Raw genomic sequence first — 18,532 nt, forward strand, 5'->3', positions numbered from 1 at the left:
GCGTCGCCGATGCAGAAAGGCGGGCCGGCCGTTCGTGCCCGCGTCTCAACCGGAGGGACTCCGATCATGCGTCATTTGCGTCTTCCCCTGAGCCATGCGTCGCCGGTCGGCGACGCGTCGTCGCCGCCGGGCGCGCCGCGCCGCGCGCGCGGCGGCGCCAGCTGGCTCGTGTCGCCGTCCGTCGCGGTGCTGCTGCTGTGGATGTCGATCCCGCTCGCGATGACGATCTGGTATTCGTTCTCGCGCTACAACCTGCTGAACCCGGACGTGAAGGGCTTCGCCGGAATCGACAACTACCGCTTCCTCGCGACCGATCCGTCGTTCCTGCCCGCGATCTGGCACACGCTCGTGCTGATCGGCGCGGTGCTCGCGATCACCGTGGTCGGCGGCGTGCTGATGGCCGTGCTGTTCGACCGCAAGTTCTACGGGCAGGGCGTGGCCCGCCTGCTCGCGATCGCGCCGTTCTTCGTGATGCCGACGGTCGCCGCGCTGATCTGGAAGAACATGATCCTGCATCCGGTGTACGGGCTCGTCGCGAACGCGATGCGCGCGCTCGGGATGACGCCGGTCGACTGGTTCGCCGATTATCCGCTCACCGCCGTGATCATCATCGTCGCGTGGCAGTGGCTGCCGTTCGCGTTCCTGATCCTGTTCACCGCGATCCAGTCGCTCGACCAGGAGCAGAAGGAAGCCGCGCGCATCGACGGCGCGGGCCCGATCGCGATGTTCTTCTACATCACGCTGCCGCACCTGAAGCGCGCGATCGCCGTGGTCGTGATGATGGAGACGATCTTCCTGCTGTCGATCTTCGCGGAGATCTACACGACGACGGGCGGCGGCCCCGGCGATGCGACGACCAACCTGTCGTACCTGATCTATGCGCTCGGCCTGCAGCAGTTCGACGTCGGCCTCGCATCCGCGGGCGGGATCATCGCCGTCGTGGTCGCGAACGTCGTGTCGTTCTTCCTGGTGCGGATGCTCGCGCGCAACCTGAAGGGAGAGTACGAGAAATGAGCGACCTGACTTTGGAAGGCCGGCGCGCGCCGGCTGCATTCGGCCTCGTGCGGCGCGCGCTGCCCGGCGCGCTCGCATGGCTGCTCGCGCTGCTGCTGTTCTTCCCGATCTTCTGGATGGCGATCACCGCGTTCAAGACCGAGCAGCAGGCGTACGCGTCGACGCTGTTCTTCATGCCGACGCTCGACAGCTTCCGCGAGGTGTTCGCGCGCAGCAACTACTTCGCGTTCGCGTGGAACTCGGTGCTGATCTCGGCGGGCGTCACGGTGATCTCGCTGCTGCTCGCGGTGCCGGCGGCCTACGCGATGGCGTTCTTCCCGAACCACCGCACGCAGAAGGTGCTGCTGTGGATGCTGTCGACCAAGATGATGCCGTCGGTCGGCGTGCTCGTGCCGATCTACCTGCTGTGGAAGAACGCGGGGCTGCTCGATACCGTGTCGGGCCTCGTGATCGTGTACACGCTGATCAACCTGCCGATCGCGGTGTGGATGACCTTCACGTACTTCAACGAGATCCCGAAGGACATCCTCGAAGCGGGGCGCATCGACGGCGCGTCGACGTGGCAGGAGATCGTCTACCTGCTGATGCCGATGGCGCTGCCGGGGCTCGCGTCCACCGCGCTGCTGCTCGTGATCCTGTCGTGGAACGAGGCGTTCTGGAGCATCAACCTGTCGAGCTCGAACGCCGCGCCGCTCACCGTGTTCATCGCGTCGTACTCGAGCCCCGAGGGGCTGTTCTGGGCGAAGCTGTCCGCGGCTTCCCTGCTCGCGGTCGCGCCGATCCTGATCGTCGGCTGGCTGTCGCAGAAGCAGCTCGTGCGCGGGCTCACGTTCGGGGCGGTCAAATGAGCGCTACCGGCGAAGCTGCTACCGGCGAACGCGCGTTCGGTCACGGGATGAACGTGCTGATCTGCGACTGCGACGGCGTGCTGATCGACAGCGAGGCCGTCGCCGCCGACGTGATCGTGCGCGAGCTCGATGCGCGCTGGCCGGGTGTCGACGCGCGGCCGGCGGTGATGCCGCTGCTCGGGCTGCGCATCGAGCGCGTGCTGGCCGGCGCGGGCGAGGCCGTCGGCCGCACGCTGTCGGCCGGCGACGTCGACGCGATCCGCCGCGCGGTCGAGGCGGCGGCCGTCAACGCGCCGATGGTCGACGGCATCGACAAGGCCCTCGCGGCGCTCAACCTGACGACCGCGTGCGCGAGCAACAGCTACCGCGCGTACGTCGAGGCGGCGCTCGCGCGCACCGGCCTCGCGCGCTTCTTCGGCGACCGGCTGTTCTGCGCGGACGCCGTGGCGAGGCCGAAGCCGGCGCCCGACGTGTATCTCGCGGCCGCGCGTGCGCTCGGCGCGGTGCCCGCGCAATGCCTCGTCGTCGAGGACAGCGTGACCGGCATCACCGCGGCCGCCGCGGCCGGCATGACCGTGCTCGGCTTCGTCGGCGGCGGGCATGCGTCGGCCGCGCAGATCGACGCGTTGCGCGGGATCGGCGCGCGTCACGTATTCGACGACATGCACGAGCTGCCCGGCTACGTCGCGCGCTGGCAGGCGACCGGCGCGGTGCTGCCGAACTAGCAACCAGGAACGAATGCGCGCCGCCTTCAACGCGGCGCATCACGAACGAACGGAGACAGACCATGGCAAGCGTGCTCCTGCGCAACATCGCGAAGCGCTACGACGACACCGAAGTGCTGCGCAACGTGAACCTCGACATCGCCGACGGCGAATTCGTCGTGTTCGTCGGGCCGAGCGGCTGCGGCAAATCCACGCTGATGCGGATGATCGCCGGGCTCGAGGACATCTCGAGCGGCGAACTGCTGATCGACGGCGCGAAGGTCAACGACGTGCCGAGCGCGAAGCGCGGCATTGCGATGGTGTTCCAGTCGTATGCGCTGTACCCGCACATGACGCTGTACGACAACATGGCGTTCGGCCTGAAGCTCGCCGGCGCGAAGAAGCCCGAGATCGACCAGGCGGTGAAGCAGGCCGCGAAGATCCTGCACATCGACCATCTGCTCGATCGCAAGCCGAAGCAGCTGTCGGGCGGCCAGCGGCAGCGTGTCGCGATCGGCCGCGCGATCACGCGCAAGCCGAAGGTGTTCCTGTTCGACGAGCCGTTGTCGAACCTCGACGCGGCGCTGCGCGTGAAGATGCGGCTGGAGTTCGCGCGGCTGCACGACGAGCTGAAGACCACGATGATCTACGTGACGCACGACCAGGTCGAGGCGATGACGCTCGCCGACAAGATCGTCGTGCTGTCGGGCGGCGCGGTGCAGCAGGTCGGCACGCCGAACGCGCTGTACCACGCGCCGGCCAACCAGTTCGTCGCGGGTTTCATCGGCTCGCCGAAGATGAACTTCCTGAAAGGCACCGTCGAGTCGGTCGACGCGGCCGGCGTGCTGGTGCGCTTCGGCAGCGGCGAGACGCAGCGCGTCGCGGTCGAGGCGGCCGGGCTGTTGCGCGGCGCGGCGGTGACCGTCGGCGTGCGGCCCGAGCATCTGATGGTGGGGCAGGCGGAGACCGGCGTGGCCGCGCGGACGATGGCCGTCGAATCGCTCGGCGACGCCGCGTACCTGTATGCGGAGTCGGCCGTCGCGCCGGACGGGCTGATCGCACGGATTCCGCCGCTCGATACGTACCGCACCGGCGAGGCGCTGCACGTGCATGCGCGGGCCGAGCACTGCCACCTGTTCGACGAGCACGGCCAGGCGTTCCGGCGCTTGAGCGCGCACGCGAAGGCGGCGTGAGGGCGCGCGCCGGTCAGAGCCGCAGATGCTCGGCCATGTAATCGACGAAGGCGCGCAGTTTCGGCGTCGGATGGCGGCCTGACGGCCACAGGACGTAGATCGGCGTGCAGCTCGCGACGTGTTCGTCGAGCACCGCGCGCAGCGTGCCGTCGTCGAGTGCGTCGCGCACGAAGAACTCGGGCAGGCACGCGATGCCGAGCCCGCGCAGCGTGAAGCAGAGGCGCGCTTCCGCGCTGTTGCTGACCATCGCGACCGGCACCTCGGGCGGCGTACTCGCGTGTGGCACGCGCAGCGGCCAGGTCTCGAGCTTGCCGCTGCTCGGAAAGCGGTAGTGCAGGCAGCGGTGCTGCGCGAGATCGGCCGGCGTGCGCGGCGTACCGTGCCGCGCGAGGTAGTCGGGCGCCGCGACGAGGTGCTGGCGGAAATGGCGGAGCAGCCGCGACGACAGCCGCGAATCCGTCGGCTGGCCGGTGCGCAGCACCGCGTCGAAACCTTCTTCGACGACGTCGACGAGGCGGTCGCTGAAGTCGATGTCGAGTTCGATCTCCGGATACGCGGCCATGAAATCGGCGAGCAGCGGCAGCAGCAGCGTGCCGATCGTCGGCAGGCTCACGCGCAGGCGCCCGCGCGGCGCTTCGGCGCTGTGCGTCAGTTCCTGCTCGGCTGCGTCGATCTCGGCGATCACGCGCCGGCACCGTTCCAGGAAGCGCGTGCCTTCCGCGGTCAGCGTGATGCTGCGCGTGCTGCGGTGAAAGAGGCGCACGTTCAGCCGCGCCTCGAGCCGCGCGATGCGCTTGCCGATCGCCGACGCCGACAGCCCGAGCGCGCGGCCGGCCGCGACGAAACTGCGCGTTTCCGCGACCTGGACGAACACGACGAAACCGCCAAGATTTTCCATGCTGGTCCCCGATTGCGGACACCGATGTCCGGAGTGTCCGGAACTCTAACCCGGTTTTTCTTCTCGCGCCGGCTCCCTACGATGGGCGTTCCTTCACTGTTCGAGGTCACGCCATGTCATCCCTGCCTGTCACCGCCCACCGCGCCGAACCGGACGCCGACGCCGCGCTGGCCGAGCGCCTCGACGCCGCGCTCGATCGCGCGCTGGCCGATGCGCGCGTGGTCGGCGCGGTCGTGCTGGTCGCCCGCGACGGCCAACTTCGCTATGCGCGCGCGGCCGGTCTGGCCGATCGCGAGGCCGGCACGCCGATGCGCGAGGACGCGCTGTTCCGGCTCGCATCGGTGTCGAAGCCGATCGTGACGGCCGCCGCGATGCGGCTGGTCGCGGCGGGGCGCATCGGGCTCGACGAGCCGGTCGCGCGCTGGTTGCCCGCGTTCCGGCCGACGCTGCCCGACGGCACGCCGGCCGACATCACGTTGCGTCATCTGCTTTCGCATACGGCCGGGCTCGGTTACCGCTTCCTCGAAGCCGACGCCGACGGCCCGTATGCGCGTGCCGGCGTGTCCGACGGGATGGACCGCGCGGACCTGTCGCTCGCGGAGAACGTGCGGCGCATCGCCGGCGTGCCGCTGCAATTCGCGCCCGGCACGTCGTGGAACTACTCGCTCGCGACCGACGTGGTCGGCGCGCTGATCGAGGCGGTCGACGGCCGGCCGCTCGCCGAAGCCGTGGCCGCGCTCGTCACGACGCCGCTCGGGATGACCGACACCGCGTTCTTCTCGAATGACGCCGCGCGCTTCGCGACACCGTACGTCAGCACGCCGGGCGCGCCGCGCCGGATGGCCGACGACGATCTCGCGCCGGTGTACGACGGCACGGTCGGCATCCGCTTCGCGCCGGCGCGCGCGTTCGACGCGGCCGCGTGGCCGTCGGGCGGCGCGGGTATGGTGGGCACCGCGCGCGACTGCATGACGTTGCTCGATGCGTTGCGCACCGGCCGCGACGGCTGGCTCGCGCGCCGCTGGATCGACGAGATGGCGCGCGTGCAGCCGGGCGCGCATGACCTGCCGGACGCGCCGGGATTCGGTTTCGGGCTCGGTTTTTCGGTGCTGCGCGATCCGGCGGCCGCGCAGTCGCCGGAGTCGGTCGGCACGTGGCGCTGGGGCGGTGCGTACGGGCATGCGTGGTTCGTCGACCGCGCGGCCGGGCTGACGGTCGTCGCGCTGACCAATACGTTGTACGAAGGGATGCACGGGCGTGTCGTCACCGACGTGCGCGATGCGGTGTATGGCGTCGACGACCGGAGCGCGGCATGAGCGAGTGCGTATCCGTTCCCGACCGCGCTTCCGACCGCGTCTCCGACCCTGCGTCCGGTCTGTCCGCACCGGTGCGCGAACGCCTGCCGGTCGCGAACCTGCTGGCGCTCGCCACCGCCGGGTTCATCACGATCCTCACCGAAGCGTTGCCGGCCGGCTTGCTCCCGCTAATGAGCGTCGACCTGCGCGTGACCGAGGCGCTGATCGGCCAGCTCGTGACCGTCTACGCGCTCGGCTCGATCGTCGCGGCGATCCCGCTCGTCGCCGCGACGCGCGCGATGCGCAGGCGCCGGCTGCTGCTCGCGGCGCTTGCCGGGTTCGTCGTGTCGAATGCGTTGACGGCCGCGTCGCCGTATTACGCGCTCACGCTCGCCGCGCGCTTCGTCGCGGGCATGTCGGCCGGGCTGTTGTGGGCGCTCTTGGCCGGCTATGCGAGCCGGATGGTCGACGCATCGCTGCGCGGCCGGGCGATCGCGGTCGCGATGCTCGGCGCGCCGGTCGCGATGTCGATCGGCATCCCGGCCGGCACCGCGCTCGGCGCGATGTTCGGCTGGCGCATCGCGTTCGCGGGCATCACGGTCGCGGCGCTCGCGCTGATCGGCTGGATCCGGCTGCGCGTGCCCGACTATCCGGGGCAGCCCGCCGGCGCCCGCGAGCCGGTGCTCGGCGTGATCGCACTGCCCGGCGTGCGGCCGGTGCTGGTCGTGATGTTCGCCTATGTGCTCGCGCACAACATGCTGTACACGTACGTCGCGCCGTTCCTTGCCGGCGTGCGGATGGGCGCGCAGGTCGATGCGGTGCTGTTCGTGTTCGGTATCGCGTCGCTGGTCGGCATCGCGCTGACGGGCGCATGGATCGGCGCCGCGCAGCGGCGGCTGACGCTCGCGAGCATCGCGCTGTTCGCGCTTGCGGCGGCGATGCTCGGTGCGGGGTCCGGGATGACGATCGTTTATGCGGGTGTCGCGCTGTGGGGGCTCGCGTTCGGCGGCGCGCCGACGCTGTTCCAGACGGCCACCGCGAACGCGGCGGGCGATGCGGCCGACGTCGCGCAGTCGATGCTCGTGACGGTGTGGAACCTCGCGATCGCGGGCGGCGGCATCGCGGGCGGGATGCTGCTCGGCGCGACGGGCGCGGGCGCGATTCCGTGGGTGCTGGTCGCGCTGCTGGCGGCGGCGTGGCTCGGCGCATGGCGCGCGCGCCGGCATGCGTTCCCGGCGCCGCGCGCGGCCGCGTGAGCGTGCGGCGGCGTCAGGCCGCCTTCGCGTCGAGCGCCGCGCGTGCGCAGGTTTCGTCGGTGACGAGCCCCGACAGCCAGCCGCCGCGCAGCGCGGCGATCACCGCGTCGCGCTTCTTCGGGCCGCCTGCGAACGCGATCGTCGGGCGCTTCGGCGGCGCGTCGAGCGCGACGCTCGTCACGCGCGCGCTCGTCGACACGTCGACGAGCCGGCCCTGCGCATCGATCGGCACGCCGAGCAGTTCGGCCACCGCGCCGAGCGCGGTCATCTCGTCGCGTTCCTGTTCGGTGATGAAGCCGTCTTCATAGAGCGGGCAGTGCGGGCCGATGTTGCCGATCCCGACGAACGCGACGTCGGCCTGCGCCGACAGCGCGTCGACGATCCGGTACAGCCGGTGATTGCACCATTGCGCGCGCTCGGCGTCGCTGTCGGCGAACAGCGGCGCGGGCAGCAGGAAGTGCTTGCCGCCGGTCTTCTCGGAGATGTACTGCGCGACGTCGTAGCGGTTCGACGAGCCGTCGGCGGCGATCGCGCCGACCATCGACACGAGCCGGTGCTGCGGCCGCTCGATCTGCGCGATCTGCGCGACCGCCGCCTTCAGCGTCCGGCCGCTGCTGACGGCGATCACCATCGGCCGCGTCTCGTTCAGGTAGCGCTCCATCACCTGCGCGCCGGCGACCGCGAGCTTGCGGTCGATCGCTTCGGCCGCATCGGCATCGACGGGCACGACTTCGCACATCGTGAGCCCGTAGCGTTTCGACAGCTGCGCGCCGAGCTCGAGGCAGTCGGCGAGCTGGTGATCGACGCGCACGCGGATCAGGTTCTTCTCGACCGCGAACGCGACGAGGCGCTGCGCGACCGGGCGCGACACCTGCAGCTTCTCGGCGATTTCGTTCTGCGTGTCGCCCGCGACGTAGTAGAGCCACGCGGCACGCGTGGCGAGATCGAGTTTTTCTGAGGACTTGGACACGATAGCGGTTCGGTTCGGATCTGGGGGGCCGCCCGCGGACCGGCCGTCGGGCGGCGCAACGGCATCCACTGTAACGCATGCGCGGCGGGCGGCCGACGGCCGCCCTGCGTCGTCGCCTACGCGAGCCGCGCGCGCGACGGTTCGTAAAGCGGGCGCACGTGGCGATACAGCGCGCGGAACGCGTCGAGGCGCTCGCGCAGCAGCGCATGACGCGCGGCGTCGGGCACGTATTCGGCGCGCACCGGCGGCTTGGTCAGCACGACTTGCGGATCGCCGCCGACGGCGAGCCAGCCCAGCCGCGCGGCGCCCAGTGCCGCACCCGTTTCGCCGCCGCCGTGCTGGCAGGTGCGCACGTCCAGCGCGTCGGCGATCAGCTGCGCCCAGAACGCGCTGCGCGCGCCGCCGCCGATCAGCGACAGCCGGTCGGTTTCGACGCCGGCCGCGTGCAGCGCGTCGAGGCCGTCCGCGAGGCCGAGCGTCACGCCTTCGAGCACCGCGTAGCCGAGATGCGCGCGCTCGGTCGCATGCGTCATCCCGAAGAACACGCCCTGCGCATACGGATCGTTGTGCGGCGTGCGTTCGCCGGACAGGTAGGGCAGGAACAGCGGCGCCGTCGCGAGTGCGTCCGCGTCGAGCGCCGCGATTTCGGCGAGCAGCGCCGGCTCGTCGGTGCCCGTCAGCTTGCAGACCCAGCGCAGGCAGCTCGCGGCCGACAGCACGACGCTCATCAGTTGCCAGCGATCGGGAATCGCGTGGCAGAACGCGTGCACGGCCGATGCCGGATTCGGCATGAAGCGGTCGCCGACCACGCTCAGCACGCCCGACGTGCCGAGCGACACGAAGCCGTCGCCCGCGTGGATCGCGCCGATGCCGAGCGCGCTCGTCGCGTTGTCGCCGCCGCCGCCCGCCACCACGACGGCCTCCGACAGCCCGAGTTCGCGCGCGACGTCGGCGCGCAGCGTGCCGGACGGCGCATTGCCTTCGACGATGCGCGGCATCTGGGCGCGCGTCATGTCGCACGCGGCGAGCAGCGCGTCGGACCAGTCGCGGCGCGCGACGTCGAGCCACAACGTGCCGGCCGCGTCGGACGGATCGGACACCTTCGCGCCGGTGAGCCGGAAGCGCAGGTAGTCCTTCGGCATCAGCACGCAGGCCGTTGCGGCGAACACGTCGGGTTCGTGCTTCGCGACCCACAGCAGTTTCGGCGCGGTGAAGCCGGGCATCGCGAGGTTGCCGGCCAGCGCGTGGAGATCGGGCGCGCGTTCGGTGAGCAGCGCGCATTCGTCGGCGCTGCGCATGTCGTTCCACAGGATCGCGGGGCGCAGCACGCGGTCGTCGCGGCCGAGCAGCACAGCGCCGTGCATCTGGCCCGACAGGCCGATCCCGCGCACCTGCGCGAAGGCCTGCGGATGCCGTTCGCGCAGCGCCGCGAGCGCGGCGAGCGTGCCTTGCCACCAGTCGTCCGGATGCTGTTCGGCCCAGCGCGGGTGCGGCCGCGACACGCTGAACGGCGTGCCGGCGGTGCCGACCACGGTGCCGTCCGGAGCAAGCAGCAGCACCTTCACTTCCGAGGTGCCGAGGTCGATGCCGAGATACATGAGCGATCCGTTCCGTCAGTGAGGAGCCGCTACTTTAGCCGCACGCGCGCGCGCCTGCCAACGCAGGTTCGCCCGGATGCGCGGCCGCTCGCGGGCGGCCGGCTGCGAGGCCGCGGGCCGCCGTGCGTCAGCGCTGCGCGAGCCATGCGTCGACGCGTGCGAGCCCGGCGCGCAGCGCGTCGAACAACGCCGCGTTGCCGGCGAGCGAGCCCCACAGCGCGCGGCTCGCGCACAACGCGACGACCGGGTCGTCGGCCTCGACGATCGCCCGCGCGGCGCCGTCGTCCATCACGCCGTCCTGGTACGCATACGGCAGCAATCCGCGCGCCCAGCGTTCGAGAAAGCGCAGGAACAGCGCCGGCAGCACCGCGGTGGCGACCGGCGCCGCGCCGCGTGCGAGCGATTCGGCGAGCGTCGGCGCGATGAAGCCGGGAATCTTCGAGAAGCCGTCGGCCGCGACGCGCTGGTTCGTGTCCAGCACGTACGGATTGCCGAACCGTTCGAGCACCACGTCGCGGTAGCGCCAGAGATCGAGCGGGCTCGGGCTGAGACACGGGATCACGTCCTGCGTCACGTAGTCGTGCGCGAAGCGGCGGATCGCCGCGTCGTGCGTACCTTCATGGATGTACGTGTGGCCCGCGAGCGTGCCGGCCCACGCGATGCAGCTGTGCGTCGCGTTGAGGATGCGGATCTTCGCTTCCTCGTACGGATGCACGTCGTCGACGAGTTCCGCGCCGGCCAGCTCCCAGCGCGGCCGGCCCGCCGCGAAGCGGTCCTCGATCACCCATTGGATGAACGACTCGCCCATCACCGGACACGCGTCGTCGACGCCGGTTGCCGCGCGCACCCGTTCGCGCACGTCGGCGGTCGGGCGCGGCGTGATGCGGTCGACCATCGCGCTCGGCGTCGCGACGTGCGCATCGAACCATGCGAGCAGATCGGCCTCGCCGCGGCGTTCGAGGAATTCGCGCATGCCCGCGCGAAAGCGCGCGCCGTTGTTGCGCAGGTTGTCGCAGCTCTGCAGCGTGAGCGGGCCCGCGCCGCGTTTCGCGCGTTCGGCGAGCAGCGCCGCGAGCGCGCCGTACAGCGTCGTGCGCGCGCCCTGCAGGTCGGCCGCGAGATCGGCGTTCGCGAGGTCGAGCCGGTTGTGTTCGTCGAGGTAGTAGCCGCCTTCGGTGACGGTGAACGACACGATCCGGCACGCGGGGTCGGCGCCGGCGTCGATCAGCGCGGCGAGATCGATCGACCACGGCAGCACGCGCGAGATCGCGCGGACCGTCTCGTACGCGCGCTCGCCCTGCGGCGTGACGGTTTCGAGCGTATAGGCGCCGTGCTGCGCGGCGAGCGCGTCCATCGTCGCGCGCATGTCGTCGCGGATGTTGCCGACGGTCAGCGACCAGCGTTCGTCGGCCGGCACGGCCGCGTTCACGCGGTGCAGATACCACGCCTGGTGCGCGCGGTGGAACGAGCCTGCGCCGATGTGCAGCAGCACGGGCGCGTGGGCGGAGGGCGATTCGCTCATCCGGTGTCTCCTGTTCGTGCCAGTTTTCCTGTCGAATACGATCATTTGCTCTTTGTGTGAGCGAATGATCGTATTCGGGCGGGCGAAAGTCAAGGCGCGGACGCGGCATTTCGATGGTGCGCTGCGGCGGCGCGTGGGCGGGGCGGGGCGGGCGGGGCGGAAGCGGGGGCGGGGGCGGGGGCGGGGGCGGGGGCGGAAGGCGGAAGGCGTTAGCGTCCGTCGCGCATCGATGTGACGAGTTCGTCGAGCAGCGAGCTTGCCGACCGGCCCCGACAGGATGCCGAGGCGCTGTCGGAACGCGGTGAGCATGCGCAGCGGATGGTGCGGCGCCGCAACGATATGGCGATATGCCGGCGATCGTCCCGGCGGCACGGCGGCACGGCGGCACGGCGGTTCGTCGATACGTCGATACGTCGATACGTCGATACGTCGGTATGTCGATACGTCGGTACGTCGGCCCGTCGGAAACGCGGCGACCGCGTCGGCATCGGATCCCGCGCGCGGACGGCGCGAGACCGATCCCGTGCGTGCCCGGCCGCCCTTGTGCGAGCCGGCCGCGCAGGCCGCGCCGGCACATTCCGCGGCTCGCGCACGAACGTGCGTTGCCGCGCGAAGGGGAGGCGCCGGCCCGCACGTCGTCGTGACGCGCGGGCGCGAGGCGTGCGTTACAGCGTGGTGCGCACGTGCCAGAGCTCGGGGAACAGCACGACGTCGAGCATCTTGCGCAGATACGGCGCGCCGCTCGTGCCGCCGGTGCCCTGCTTGAAGCCGATGATGCGCTCGACGGTCGTCACGTGACGGAAGCGCCACTGGCGGAACGCATCCTCGAGATCGACGAGTTCCTCGGCCATCTCGTAGAGCTCCCAGTGCTGCTGCGGGTGACGATAGACCTCGAGCCACGCGGCCTCGACCGTTTCGTCGTGACGCATCGGCTGCGTCCAGTCGCGCTCGAGCCGTTCGGGCGCGATCGGGAAACCGCGCCGCGCGAGCAGGCGCACGACCTCGTCGTAGAACGACGGCGCCTCGAGCGTCGCGCGCACCTGTTCGAGGATGTCGGGCCGGTGCGCATGCGGCTGCAGCATCTGCACGTTCTTGTTGCCGAGCAGGAATTCGAGCTGCCGGTACTGGTACGATTGGAAGCCCGACGACTGGCCGAGATACGGCCGCATCGCCGAATACTCGGACGGCGTCATCGTCGACAGCACGTTCCACGCCTGCACGAGCTGCTCGAGGATCCGCGACACGCGCGCGAGCATCTTGAACGCGGGCGGCAGCGCGTCGCCGCGCACCGCGTCGAGCGCGCCGCGCAGCTCGAACAGCGCGAGCTTCATCCACAGCTCGCTCGTCTGATGCTGGATGATGAACAGCATCTCGTTGTGATCGGGCGACAGCGGATGCTGCGCGTCGAGGATCGCGTTCAGCGACAGGTAGTCGCCGTAGCTCATCGACTTCGAGAAATCGAGCTGCGCATCGTGCCAGCCGGCTTGAGCAGTGGCTTCGCCGGGCACGTGCGGCGCTTCATGAGCCGGTTGGGCCGCGCGTGCGCCCGAGAACGGGCAGCCCGCCGGCGCATCGTCGCCGGGTGGCTGAATATGACCAGAATTCACGACTTTCTCCAGATTTGAATGACGGGGCGCGGCGCGCAATCCGCACGTCGCGGCGGCGCGCGCCGGGCTGGAAGCGGTCAGGTCACCGCGCCGCGCTCGGCGAACTCGGGCGCCTTCCACGCGTCGGTGGCGAGGATGTCGCGCAGCGTCTCGACGGCATCCCACACGTCGACGAAGCGCGTATAGAGCGGCGTGAAGCCGAAGCGCAGCACGTAAGGCTCGCGGTAGTCGCCGATCACGCCGCGCGCGATCAGCGCCTGCATCACCTCGTAGCCGTGCGGATGCTCGAAGCTCGCCTGCGAGCCGCGCTGGTGATGCGCGCGCGGCGTGACGAGCTTCAGCGACAGGCCCGCGCAGCGCGTTTCGACGAGCGCGATGAACGCGTCGGTCAGCGCGAGCGACTTGCGGCGGATCGCGTGCATGTCGGTCTGCAGGAACACGTCGAGCCCGCATTCGACCATCGACATCGACACGATCGGCTGCGTGCCGCACAGGAAGCGCGCGATGCCCGGATCGGGCGCGAAGCCCGGCTGCATCGCGAACGGTGCGCGGTGGCCCCACCAGCCCGACAGCGGCTGCGAGAAATGCGCGAGATGGCGCTGCGGCACCCACACGAAGGCCGGCGAACCGGGGCCGCCGTTCAGGTACTTGTACGTGCAGCCGACCGCGCCGTCCGCGTGCGCGCCGTTCAGGTCGACCGGCACCGCGCCGGCCGAATGCGCGAGATCCCACAGCATCAGCGCGCCCGAATCGTGCACGAGCTGCGTGACGGCCGGCATGTCGTGCATGTAGCCGGTGCGGTAGTTCACGTGCGTGATCATCGCGACGGCCGTGTCCGCGCCGAGCGCGTCGGGCAGGTCCGCCGGATCGTCGATCAGGCGCAGCTCGTAGTCGCCGCCGAGCTGTTCGATCAGCCCTTGCGCGATGTACAGGTCGGTCGGGAAGTTCGAGCGCTCCGACACGATCACGCGGCGCTCCGGCGCGCGTTCGGCCTGGTGGCGCAGCATCGCCGACAGCAGCTTGAACAGGTTGATCGAGATGGTGTCGGTCACGACGGTTTCGCCGGGCGCGCCGCCGATCAGCGTCGCGAGCTTGTCGCCGAGGCGGCGCGGCAGCGCGAACCAGCCGGCGGTGTTCCAGCTGCGGATCAGGCCTTCGCCCCATTCGGCGCCGATCACCTGTTGCGCGCGGGAGGCCGATGCGCGCGGCTGCGCGCCGAGCGAGTTGCCGTCGAGATAGATCACGCCGTCGGGCAGCGCGAACTGGTCGCGCAGCGCGGCGAGCGGGTCGTCGCGGTCGAGGGCGAGCGCGTCTTCACGGGTCTTGATGATCATGATGTCGGGTCAGTAGTTCGCGGACGAGTGGTTCGCGGGTCGATGGTTGGATGAATCAGGAGGACCGGCCGGGCAGCGCGCGCAGCACCGCACGCACGGGGCTCGCGTCGAGCGTCGCGAACTTCAGCGGCAGCGCGATCAGCTCGTAGTCGCCGGGCGGCACGTCGTCGAGCACGATCCCTTCGAGGATCGCCATCCGGTGCGTGCGCACGCGGTGATGCGCATCCATGGTCTTCGATTCCTGCGGGTCGAGCGACGGCGTATCGATGCCGATCAGCTTGACGCCGTGCGCGGCGAGCAGGTCGACGGTCTCGGGCGCGACCGCGCAGAAGCTGCTGTCCCATTGCGCGACGCTGGCGCGCGCATAGGTGCGCAGCAGCACGCGCGTCGGCACGCCGGCGAGCGCGGCCTCGAGGTCGGCCGGGCGCACGACCGGCGACGCGCCGATGCAGTGGATCACGCGGCACGGGCCGAGATAGGTGTCGAGCGGCACCGCGCCGATCGGCGCGCCGTCGGCGTCGTAGTGAAGCGGCGCGTCGCAGTGCGCGCCGGTATGCGGCGACAGCGTCAGGCGCGCGACGTTGACCGGCGAGCCGGCCTCCATCCGCCAGACGCGTTCGACGGAAACCGGCGTGTCGCCCGGCCACACGGGGGTGGCGGGGCTGACGGGCGGCGAGATGTCCCAGAGTGTGTCCATGGCATGACGAGTCGGTGAATCGATGCTTCGAATGATAGGTGGACGCTCGCAGAAAGTGCTTGCGAAATAAACATGGACAATCCGCCCGATTGGCAGATAATTCGACTCAGAGGGAAAACGGGGACCAAAAATGCACGCGATCACGCTCGATGCCACCGACTGCCGGATTCTGGCGGTCCTGCAGGAAGAGGGCAGAATCAGCAATCTCGATCTGGCGGAGCGCATCTCGCTTTCGCCATCCGCCTGTCTGCGCCGGATGCGCCTGCTCGAGGAGCAGGGCGTGATCGAGCACTATCGCGCGTGCCTGAGCCGCGAGAAGCTCGGCTTCGAGCTCGAGGCGTTCGTGCAGGTGTCGATGCGCAACGAAGAGAATCAATGGCACGAGCGCTTCGCGGAGGCGCTGCGCGAATGGCCGGAGGTGGTCGGCGCGTTCGTCGTGACGGGCGAGAGCCACTACCTGCTGCGCGTGCTCGCGCACAACCTCAAGCACTATTCGGATTTCGTGCTGAACCGGCTCTACAAGGCGCCGGGCGTGATGGACATCCGTTCGAACATCGTGCTGCAGACGCTGAAGGACGAAGCGGGCGCGCCGGTCGGGCTGGCGCGCATGGGGGCGATCAAAGCGGTGTGAGGCCGTGGAAGCCGCCGCCGTGGAACACGAGCGGCGGAGCGGCATCCGACACGGCACGCACGCCGCAGCGTTCCACTTCGCCGACGAAGATCACATGGTCGCCTTCGTCGTAGCGGCTGCGGTTGTGGCATTCGAACCATGCGAGCGCACCGTCGAGCACCGGCATGCCCGAGTTGCCGGCCGCGTGCGCGATCCCTTCGAAGCGGTCGCCCTTGTAGGTCGAGAAGCGCTTGCACAGGTCGAGCTGCGACGCCGCGAGCACGTTCACCACGTAATGGCTGTTGCTGCGGAACACCGGCGTCGACGCCGATTTGTGCGCGAGGCTCCACAGCACGAGCGGCGGATCGAGCGACACCGAGTTGAACGAGCTCGCGGTGATGCCGATCAGCTGTCCGGACGGCGCACGCGTCGTGATGACCGTGACGCCGGTCGCGAACTGGCCGAGCGCCTGGCGAAAGGCGGCCGAGTCGAAATCGGGCGGGGTGGCATGCTTCATCGGGCGGCCATCCGGATCGAAACGGACAGGCGCGGCGCGCGGCGGGTGCGGGAGGCGCGGCGGACGAAAGGCGGCAAGGCCAGGGCGGTCGGTCGGGAAGTGGTGCGCATGGCGCGATTTTAGCGGAATCGCGACCGCCGGGCCCGTGCGGACGGTGCATTGCGGGGCCGGCGTGAGGTAGCGAACACAGTCGCGCGGCGCCGCGATCAGGCCGGCGGCGGCGTTTCAGGCGCGTTTTATCGCGTGCGGTCGGTGGCCTGCCCATGCGGCAGGCCCTCCGCCACGCCATGCATCACGCGCGACCGCCGCGGCAGCCGCCGCGCGTGCGCTACCGCGCCGCCGCCAGCCCGAGCGACAGCGCACCCGTCAGGATCAGGCTCGACGCCCACACCGCATCGAGGTTGAACCAGCTCCGCGCGACGAACTTCAGCCCGAGATAGCGGTACACGAGCCACGCGATCACGCCGCCCGTGCCGATCATCGCGGCCGCGTGCACGGCCGCGACGACGAGCGCCATCCCGAGATGCGCGTCGACGAGCGTGGCCGCCGCGCGATCGCCGGTGTCCGTGTCGAGCCCGCAAAGCCCCAGATAGATCGGCACCAGCATCAGCCCGGCGCCGTGCGCGAGCGCGACCGCGAACGACCACAGCCCGAGCCGCGCGGGCGGAATCCGCGCGAGCGCACGCGGGTGGCGCCGCCGGATCAGCAGCACCGCACCGAAGCCGATCACGAGCGCGCTCGCGCCGATCCGGATCGCCGACTGCCATGCAAGCAGCGCGGCGAGCAGCCCGAACGGCAGCATCACCATGAATACCGCGAGCGCATGGCCGAGCGTGAGATAGCCGAGCGCCGCGACGAGCGCGCCGCCGCGGCGCGTCATCAACGCGTTCGACACCGCGAGCGGCCAGCCCATCGCCGGATTGAGCCCGTGATAGACGCCGCTCGCGAGCACGGCCGCCCACAGCGCGAGCGGCGCGGAGAGGCCGGCGCTCAACGCTTGACCGACGGATAGCAGAACGAGTCGGTCGAGCAGTCGCCGCCTTCCAGCCGGATCTGGTGCGCGCGATAGCCGTCGGGGAACTCGACCCAGTAGTCGTCGGCGAGCGTCAGCCCGCCGTCCGGCCCCGCATGCGCGAGCACCTGCGCGGCCGGCACGCCGTCCGGATAGAACTGGTCGTCCCACGTCGAGTAGAGCGAGTTGGTCCAGTACACGCGCCGGCCGTCGCGGCTGATTTCCACCATCTGCGGGCCGCCCGCGAACGCGCGGCCGTTCGAGTGCGGCGCGCGGCGCACGATCCCGCCGATGCGCACCGACCCGGCGAGCACCGGGTGACGCGGATCCGACACGTCGTACTGACGCATCTCGCCCGTGCCCCAGCACGATACGTACAGGAAACGGTCGTCGAGCGACAGGTCGATGTCGGTCACGAGCGGCGGCACCGCGCCGAATCCCTGGAGCAGCGGCGGCAGTTCGTCGGCGGCGGCCGGCTCGGGCGGAATCGTCGCGGTCTTCTCCACATGGAACTGGCCGTCCTCGCGCCACCAGGTCCAGATCGACCCTTCGAGATTGGTCGTGTCGACCACGACGCCGACGAACCCGTATTCGCGCACCGGATCGTGCGCGGGCCGCACTTCGAGCGCCATCTGGTGCTGCGCGCCGAGATCGATCGTCTGCACGTTGCGCCGCGCGCGCAGGTCCCAGAAATGCAGCCGGTGGCCGTAGCGGTTCGCGAGCAGGTCTTCCGGCACGATGCCGTTCTCGAATTGCGGCGGCAGCGCCCATTCGCTCGACACCATGTAGTCGCGCGGCAGGTTCCACCAGAAGTCGTAATGCTTGTCCTGCGGGCCGCGGTCGATTTCCCAGCGCCCGAGCACGTCGAAGGTCTCGCAGTCCATGATGAAGATGCCCGGCGCGCCGTCGGTGCCGTCCGGGCCCGCGCCGCCGAGCGTGCTCACGTAGATGCCCTCGGGGCCGCAATGAACCGTGTGCGGCCGCGAATAGCCGGTCTTCGCGAACACCTCGCCGGGCTCGATGATCTTGTGGATGCCCGCCTGCGTCGGGTGCGGCTTCGTGTCGATCACGTAGATCCGCGACGAGCGCAGGCCCGGGATGATCAGGAAGCGGCGCTCGAGAAACGCGTGACCGGTCAGCGGCGACAGCGACGACGAGCATGCATTCCAGCCGAAGTGGTGGAATTCGTCGCCGGTGTTCGGCATCGTCACCGTGTGCACGATCTTGCCGTAGGTCGCCGAGCCGGGTTTCACGTCGATCACGGCGAGCGCGTCGGGCCTGGAAAAATCGGGGCTCAGCAACAACGTATAGGCAAACTCTTCCGCCGGCGCCTGCATCGCAAGTTCCGGCGAAGCGTGAAAGGTCGGGTCAGGCCGCATGCTCATCGTAGTGCCTCTCTCGGTTGTATCGGATCACGGGCGCACGGCCGTTCACTGCGGGCGTGCGGGTCGAACAGG

17 protein-coding genes are annotated in these 18,532 nt (G+C 70.2%); 7 read left to right on the forward strand and 10 right to left on the reverse strand.

Going from position 1 to position 18,532, the window contains the following annotated elements:
* The first annotated feature begins 66 nt into the window (after positions 1-66).
* The 4 genes from U4Z64_RS14460 to U4Z64_RS14475 all read left to right on the forward strand — a co-directional run bounded on the left by U4Z64_RS14460 (position 67) and on the right by U4Z64_RS14475 (position 3,759).
* Complete coding sequence (locus U4Z64_RS14460) at positions 67-1,014, forward strand: sugar ABC transporter permease (RefSeq protein WP_321820304.1); 948 nt, start codon at positions 67-69, stop codon at positions 1,012-1,014.
* A complete protein-coding gene (locus U4Z64_RS14465; RefSeq protein ID WP_321820305.1) occupies positions 1,011-1,862 on the forward strand; it encodes a carbohydrate ABC transporter permease in 852 nt (283 codons plus the stop codon). Before U4Z64_RS14460 ends, U4Z64_RS14465 begins: the two co-directional genes overlap by 4 nt.
* Positions 1,859-2,587 (forward strand): HAD family phosphatase, encoded by a 729-nt coding sequence (locus U4Z64_RS14470; protein ID WP_321820306.1) that lies wholly within the window; start codon positions 1,859-1,861, stop codon positions 2,585-2,587. The genes U4Z64_RS14465 and U4Z64_RS14470 overlap by 4 nt, the downstream gene beginning before the upstream one ends.
* A gap of 62 nt (positions 2,588-2,649) precedes the next feature.
* A complete protein-coding gene (locus U4Z64_RS14475; protein ID WP_321820307.1) occupies positions 2,650-3,759 on the forward strand; it encodes a sn-glycerol-3-phosphate ABC transporter ATP-binding protein UgpC in 1,110 nt (369 codons plus the stop codon).
* Positions 3,760-3,772: 13 nt separating this feature from the next.
* On the opposite strand, the gene U4Z64_RS14480 is transcribed toward U4Z64_RS14475, so the two are convergent.
* A complete protein-coding gene (locus U4Z64_RS14480) occupies positions 3,773-4,657 on the reverse strand; it encodes a LysR family transcriptional regulator (RefSeq protein WP_257773773.1) in 885 nt (294 codons plus the stop codon).
* A 113-nt stretch (positions 4,658-4,770) separates the two neighbouring features.
* On the opposite strand from U4Z64_RS14480, the gene U4Z64_RS14485 reads away from it, so the two are divergent.
* Together U4Z64_RS14485 and U4Z64_RS14490 are read left to right on the forward strand one after the other, a co-directional pair.
* Positions 4,771-5,973, forward strand: a complete 1,203-nt coding sequence (locus U4Z64_RS14485; protein ID WP_321820308.1) for a serine hydrolase domain-containing protein — start codon at positions 4,771-4,773, stop codon at positions 5,971-5,973.
* Complete coding sequence (locus U4Z64_RS14490; protein WP_321820309.1) at positions 5,970-7,208, forward strand: MFS transporter; 1,239 nt, start codon at positions 5,970-5,972, stop codon at positions 7,206-7,208. The genes U4Z64_RS14485 and U4Z64_RS14490 overlap by 4 nt, the downstream gene beginning before the upstream one ends.
* A gap of 13 nt (positions 7,209-7,221) precedes the next feature.
* Here the strand turns inward: U4Z64_RS14490 and U4Z64_RS14495 are convergent, their stop codons facing one another.
* The 6 genes from U4Z64_RS14495 to kynB all read right to left on the reverse strand — a co-directional run bounded on the left by U4Z64_RS14495 (position 7,222) and on the right by kynB (position 14,936).
* Entirely contained in the window at positions 7,222-8,178 is a 957-nt protein-coding gene (locus tag U4Z64_RS14495; RefSeq protein WP_044844466.1) for a sugar-binding transcriptional regulator, read from the reverse strand.
* Positions 8,179-8,294: 116 nt separating this feature from the next.
* The gene (xylB, locus tag U4Z64_RS14500) at positions 8,295-9,776 is read right to left on the reverse strand and encodes a xylulokinase (protein ID WP_044844465.1); all 1,482 of its coding nucleotides are present in this window, start codon (positions 9,774-9,776) and stop codon (positions 8,295-8,297) included.
* A gap of 127 nt (positions 9,777-9,903) precedes the next feature.
* On the reverse strand, positions 9,904-11,298 hold the full coding sequence (gene dalD / locus U4Z64_RS14505) for a D-arabinitol 4-dehydrogenase (RefSeq protein ID WP_321799155.1): 1,395 nt from the start codon (positions 11,296-11,298) through the stop codon (positions 9,904-9,906).
* A gap of 665 nt (positions 11,299-11,963) precedes the next feature.
* Entirely contained in the window at positions 11,964-12,890 is a 927-nt protein-coding gene (gene kynA, locus U4Z64_RS14510) for a tryptophan 2,3-dioxygenase (protein ID WP_044844544.1), read from the reverse strand.
* 92 nt (positions 12,891-12,982) lie between these two features.
* Positions 12,983-14,239 (reverse strand): kynureninase, encoded by a 1,257-nt coding sequence (gene kynU / locus U4Z64_RS14515; RefSeq protein ID WP_415750259.1) that lies wholly within the window; start codon positions 14,237-14,239, stop codon positions 12,983-12,985.
* A gap of 55 nt (positions 14,240-14,294) precedes the next feature.
* Positions 14,295-14,936 (reverse strand): arylformamidase, encoded by a 642-nt coding sequence (gene kynB, locus U4Z64_RS14520; protein WP_321820310.1) that lies wholly within the window; start codon positions 14,934-14,936, stop codon positions 14,295-14,297.
* 130 nt (positions 14,937-15,066) lie between these two features.
* Between kynB and U4Z64_RS14525 the strand changes: the two genes are divergently transcribed.
* On the forward strand, positions 15,067-15,567 hold the full coding sequence (locus U4Z64_RS14525; protein WP_044844460.1) for an Lrp/AsnC family transcriptional regulator: 501 nt from the start codon (positions 15,067-15,069) through the stop codon (positions 15,565-15,567).
* On the opposite strand, the gene U4Z64_RS14530 is transcribed toward U4Z64_RS14525, so the two are convergent.
* The 3 genes from U4Z64_RS14530 to U4Z64_RS14540 all read right to left on the reverse strand — a co-directional run bounded on the left by U4Z64_RS14530 (position 15,554) and on the right by U4Z64_RS14540 (position 18,460).
* On the reverse strand, positions 15,554-16,063 hold the full coding sequence (locus U4Z64_RS14530; protein ID WP_044844459.1) for a flavin reductase family protein: 510 nt from the start codon (positions 16,061-16,063) through the stop codon (positions 15,554-15,556). The genes U4Z64_RS14525 and U4Z64_RS14530 overlap by 14 nt on opposite strands.
* A 328-nt stretch (positions 16,064-16,391) precedes the next feature.
* Positions 16,392-17,057, reverse strand: a complete 666-nt coding sequence (locus U4Z64_RS14535) for a hypothetical protein (protein WP_321820311.1) — start codon at positions 17,055-17,057, stop codon at positions 16,392-16,394.
* Entirely contained in the window at positions 17,054-18,460 is a 1,407-nt protein-coding gene (locus U4Z64_RS14540) for a selenium-binding protein SBP56-related protein (RefSeq protein WP_321820312.1), read from the reverse strand. The genes U4Z64_RS14535 and U4Z64_RS14540 overlap by 4 nt, the downstream gene beginning before the upstream one ends.
* Positions 18,461-18,532 lie beyond the last annotated feature (72 nt).

The sequence above is a fragment of the Burkholderia sp. BCC1996 genome (assembly GCF_905339955.1).
In the GTDB taxonomy this organism is placed as follows: Bacteria; Pseudomonadota; Gammaproteobacteria; order Burkholderiales; family Burkholderiaceae; genus Burkholderia.

What these genes read in the sequence shown, in the direction of transcription:
- xylB (WP_044844465.1), bottom strand. Translation starts at nt 9,776, where the DNA reads ATGTATCTCGGCATCGACCTCGGCACCTCGGAAGTGAAGGTGCTGCTG.
- U4Z64_RS14530 (WP_044844459.1), bottom strand. Translation starts at nt 16,063, where the DNA reads ATGAAGCATGCCACCCCGCCCGATTTCGACTCGGCCGCCTTTCGCCAG.
- U4Z64_RS14475 (WP_321820307.1), top strand. Translation starts at nt 2,650, where the DNA reads ATGGCAAGCGTGCTCCTGCGCAACATCGCGAAGCGCTACGACGACACC.
- U4Z64_RS14485 (WP_321820308.1), top strand. Translation starts at nt 4,771, where the DNA reads ATGTCATCCCTGCCTGTCACCGCCCACCGCGCCGAACCGGACGCCGAC.
- U4Z64_RS14465 (WP_321820305.1), top strand. Translation starts at nt 1,011, where the DNA reads ATGAGCGACCTGACTTTGGAAGGCCGGCGCGCGCCGGCTGCATTCGGC.
- kynU (WP_415750259.1), bottom strand. Translation starts at nt 14,239, where the DNA reads ATGATCATCAAGACCCGTGAAGACGCGCTCGCCCTCGACCGCGACGAC.
- U4Z64_RS14540 (WP_321820312.1), bottom strand. Translation starts at nt 18,460, where the DNA reads ATGAGCATGCGGCCTGACCCGACCTTTCACGCTTCGCCGGAACTTGCG.
- U4Z64_RS14470 (WP_321820306.1), top strand. Translation starts at nt 1,859, where the DNA reads ATGAGCGCTACCGGCGAAGCTGCTACCGGCGAACGCGCGTTCGGTCAC.
- kynB (WP_321820310.1), bottom strand. Translation starts at nt 14,936, where the DNA reads ATGGACACACTCTGGGACATCTCGCCGCCCGTCAGCCCCGCCACCCCC.
- U4Z64_RS14525 (WP_044844460.1), top strand. Translation starts at nt 15,067, where the DNA reads ATGCACGCGATCACGCTCGATGCCACCGACTGCCGGATTCTGGCGGTC.
- U4Z64_RS14460 (WP_321820304.1), top strand. Translation starts at nt 67, where the DNA reads ATGCGTCATTTGCGTCTTCCCCTGAGCCATGCGTCGCCGGTCGGCGAC.
- U4Z64_RS14490 (WP_321820309.1), top strand. Translation starts at nt 5,970, where the DNA reads ATGAGCGAGTGCGTATCCGTTCCCGACCGCGCTTCCGACCGCGTCTCC.
- U4Z64_RS14480 (WP_257773773.1), bottom strand. Translation starts at nt 4,657, where the DNA reads ATGGAAAATCTTGGCGGTTTCGTCGTGTTCGTCCAGGTCGCGGAAACG.
- dalD (WP_321799155.1), bottom strand. Translation starts at nt 11,298, where the DNA reads ATGAGCGAATCGCCCTCCGCCCACGCGCCCGTGCTGCTGCACATCGGC.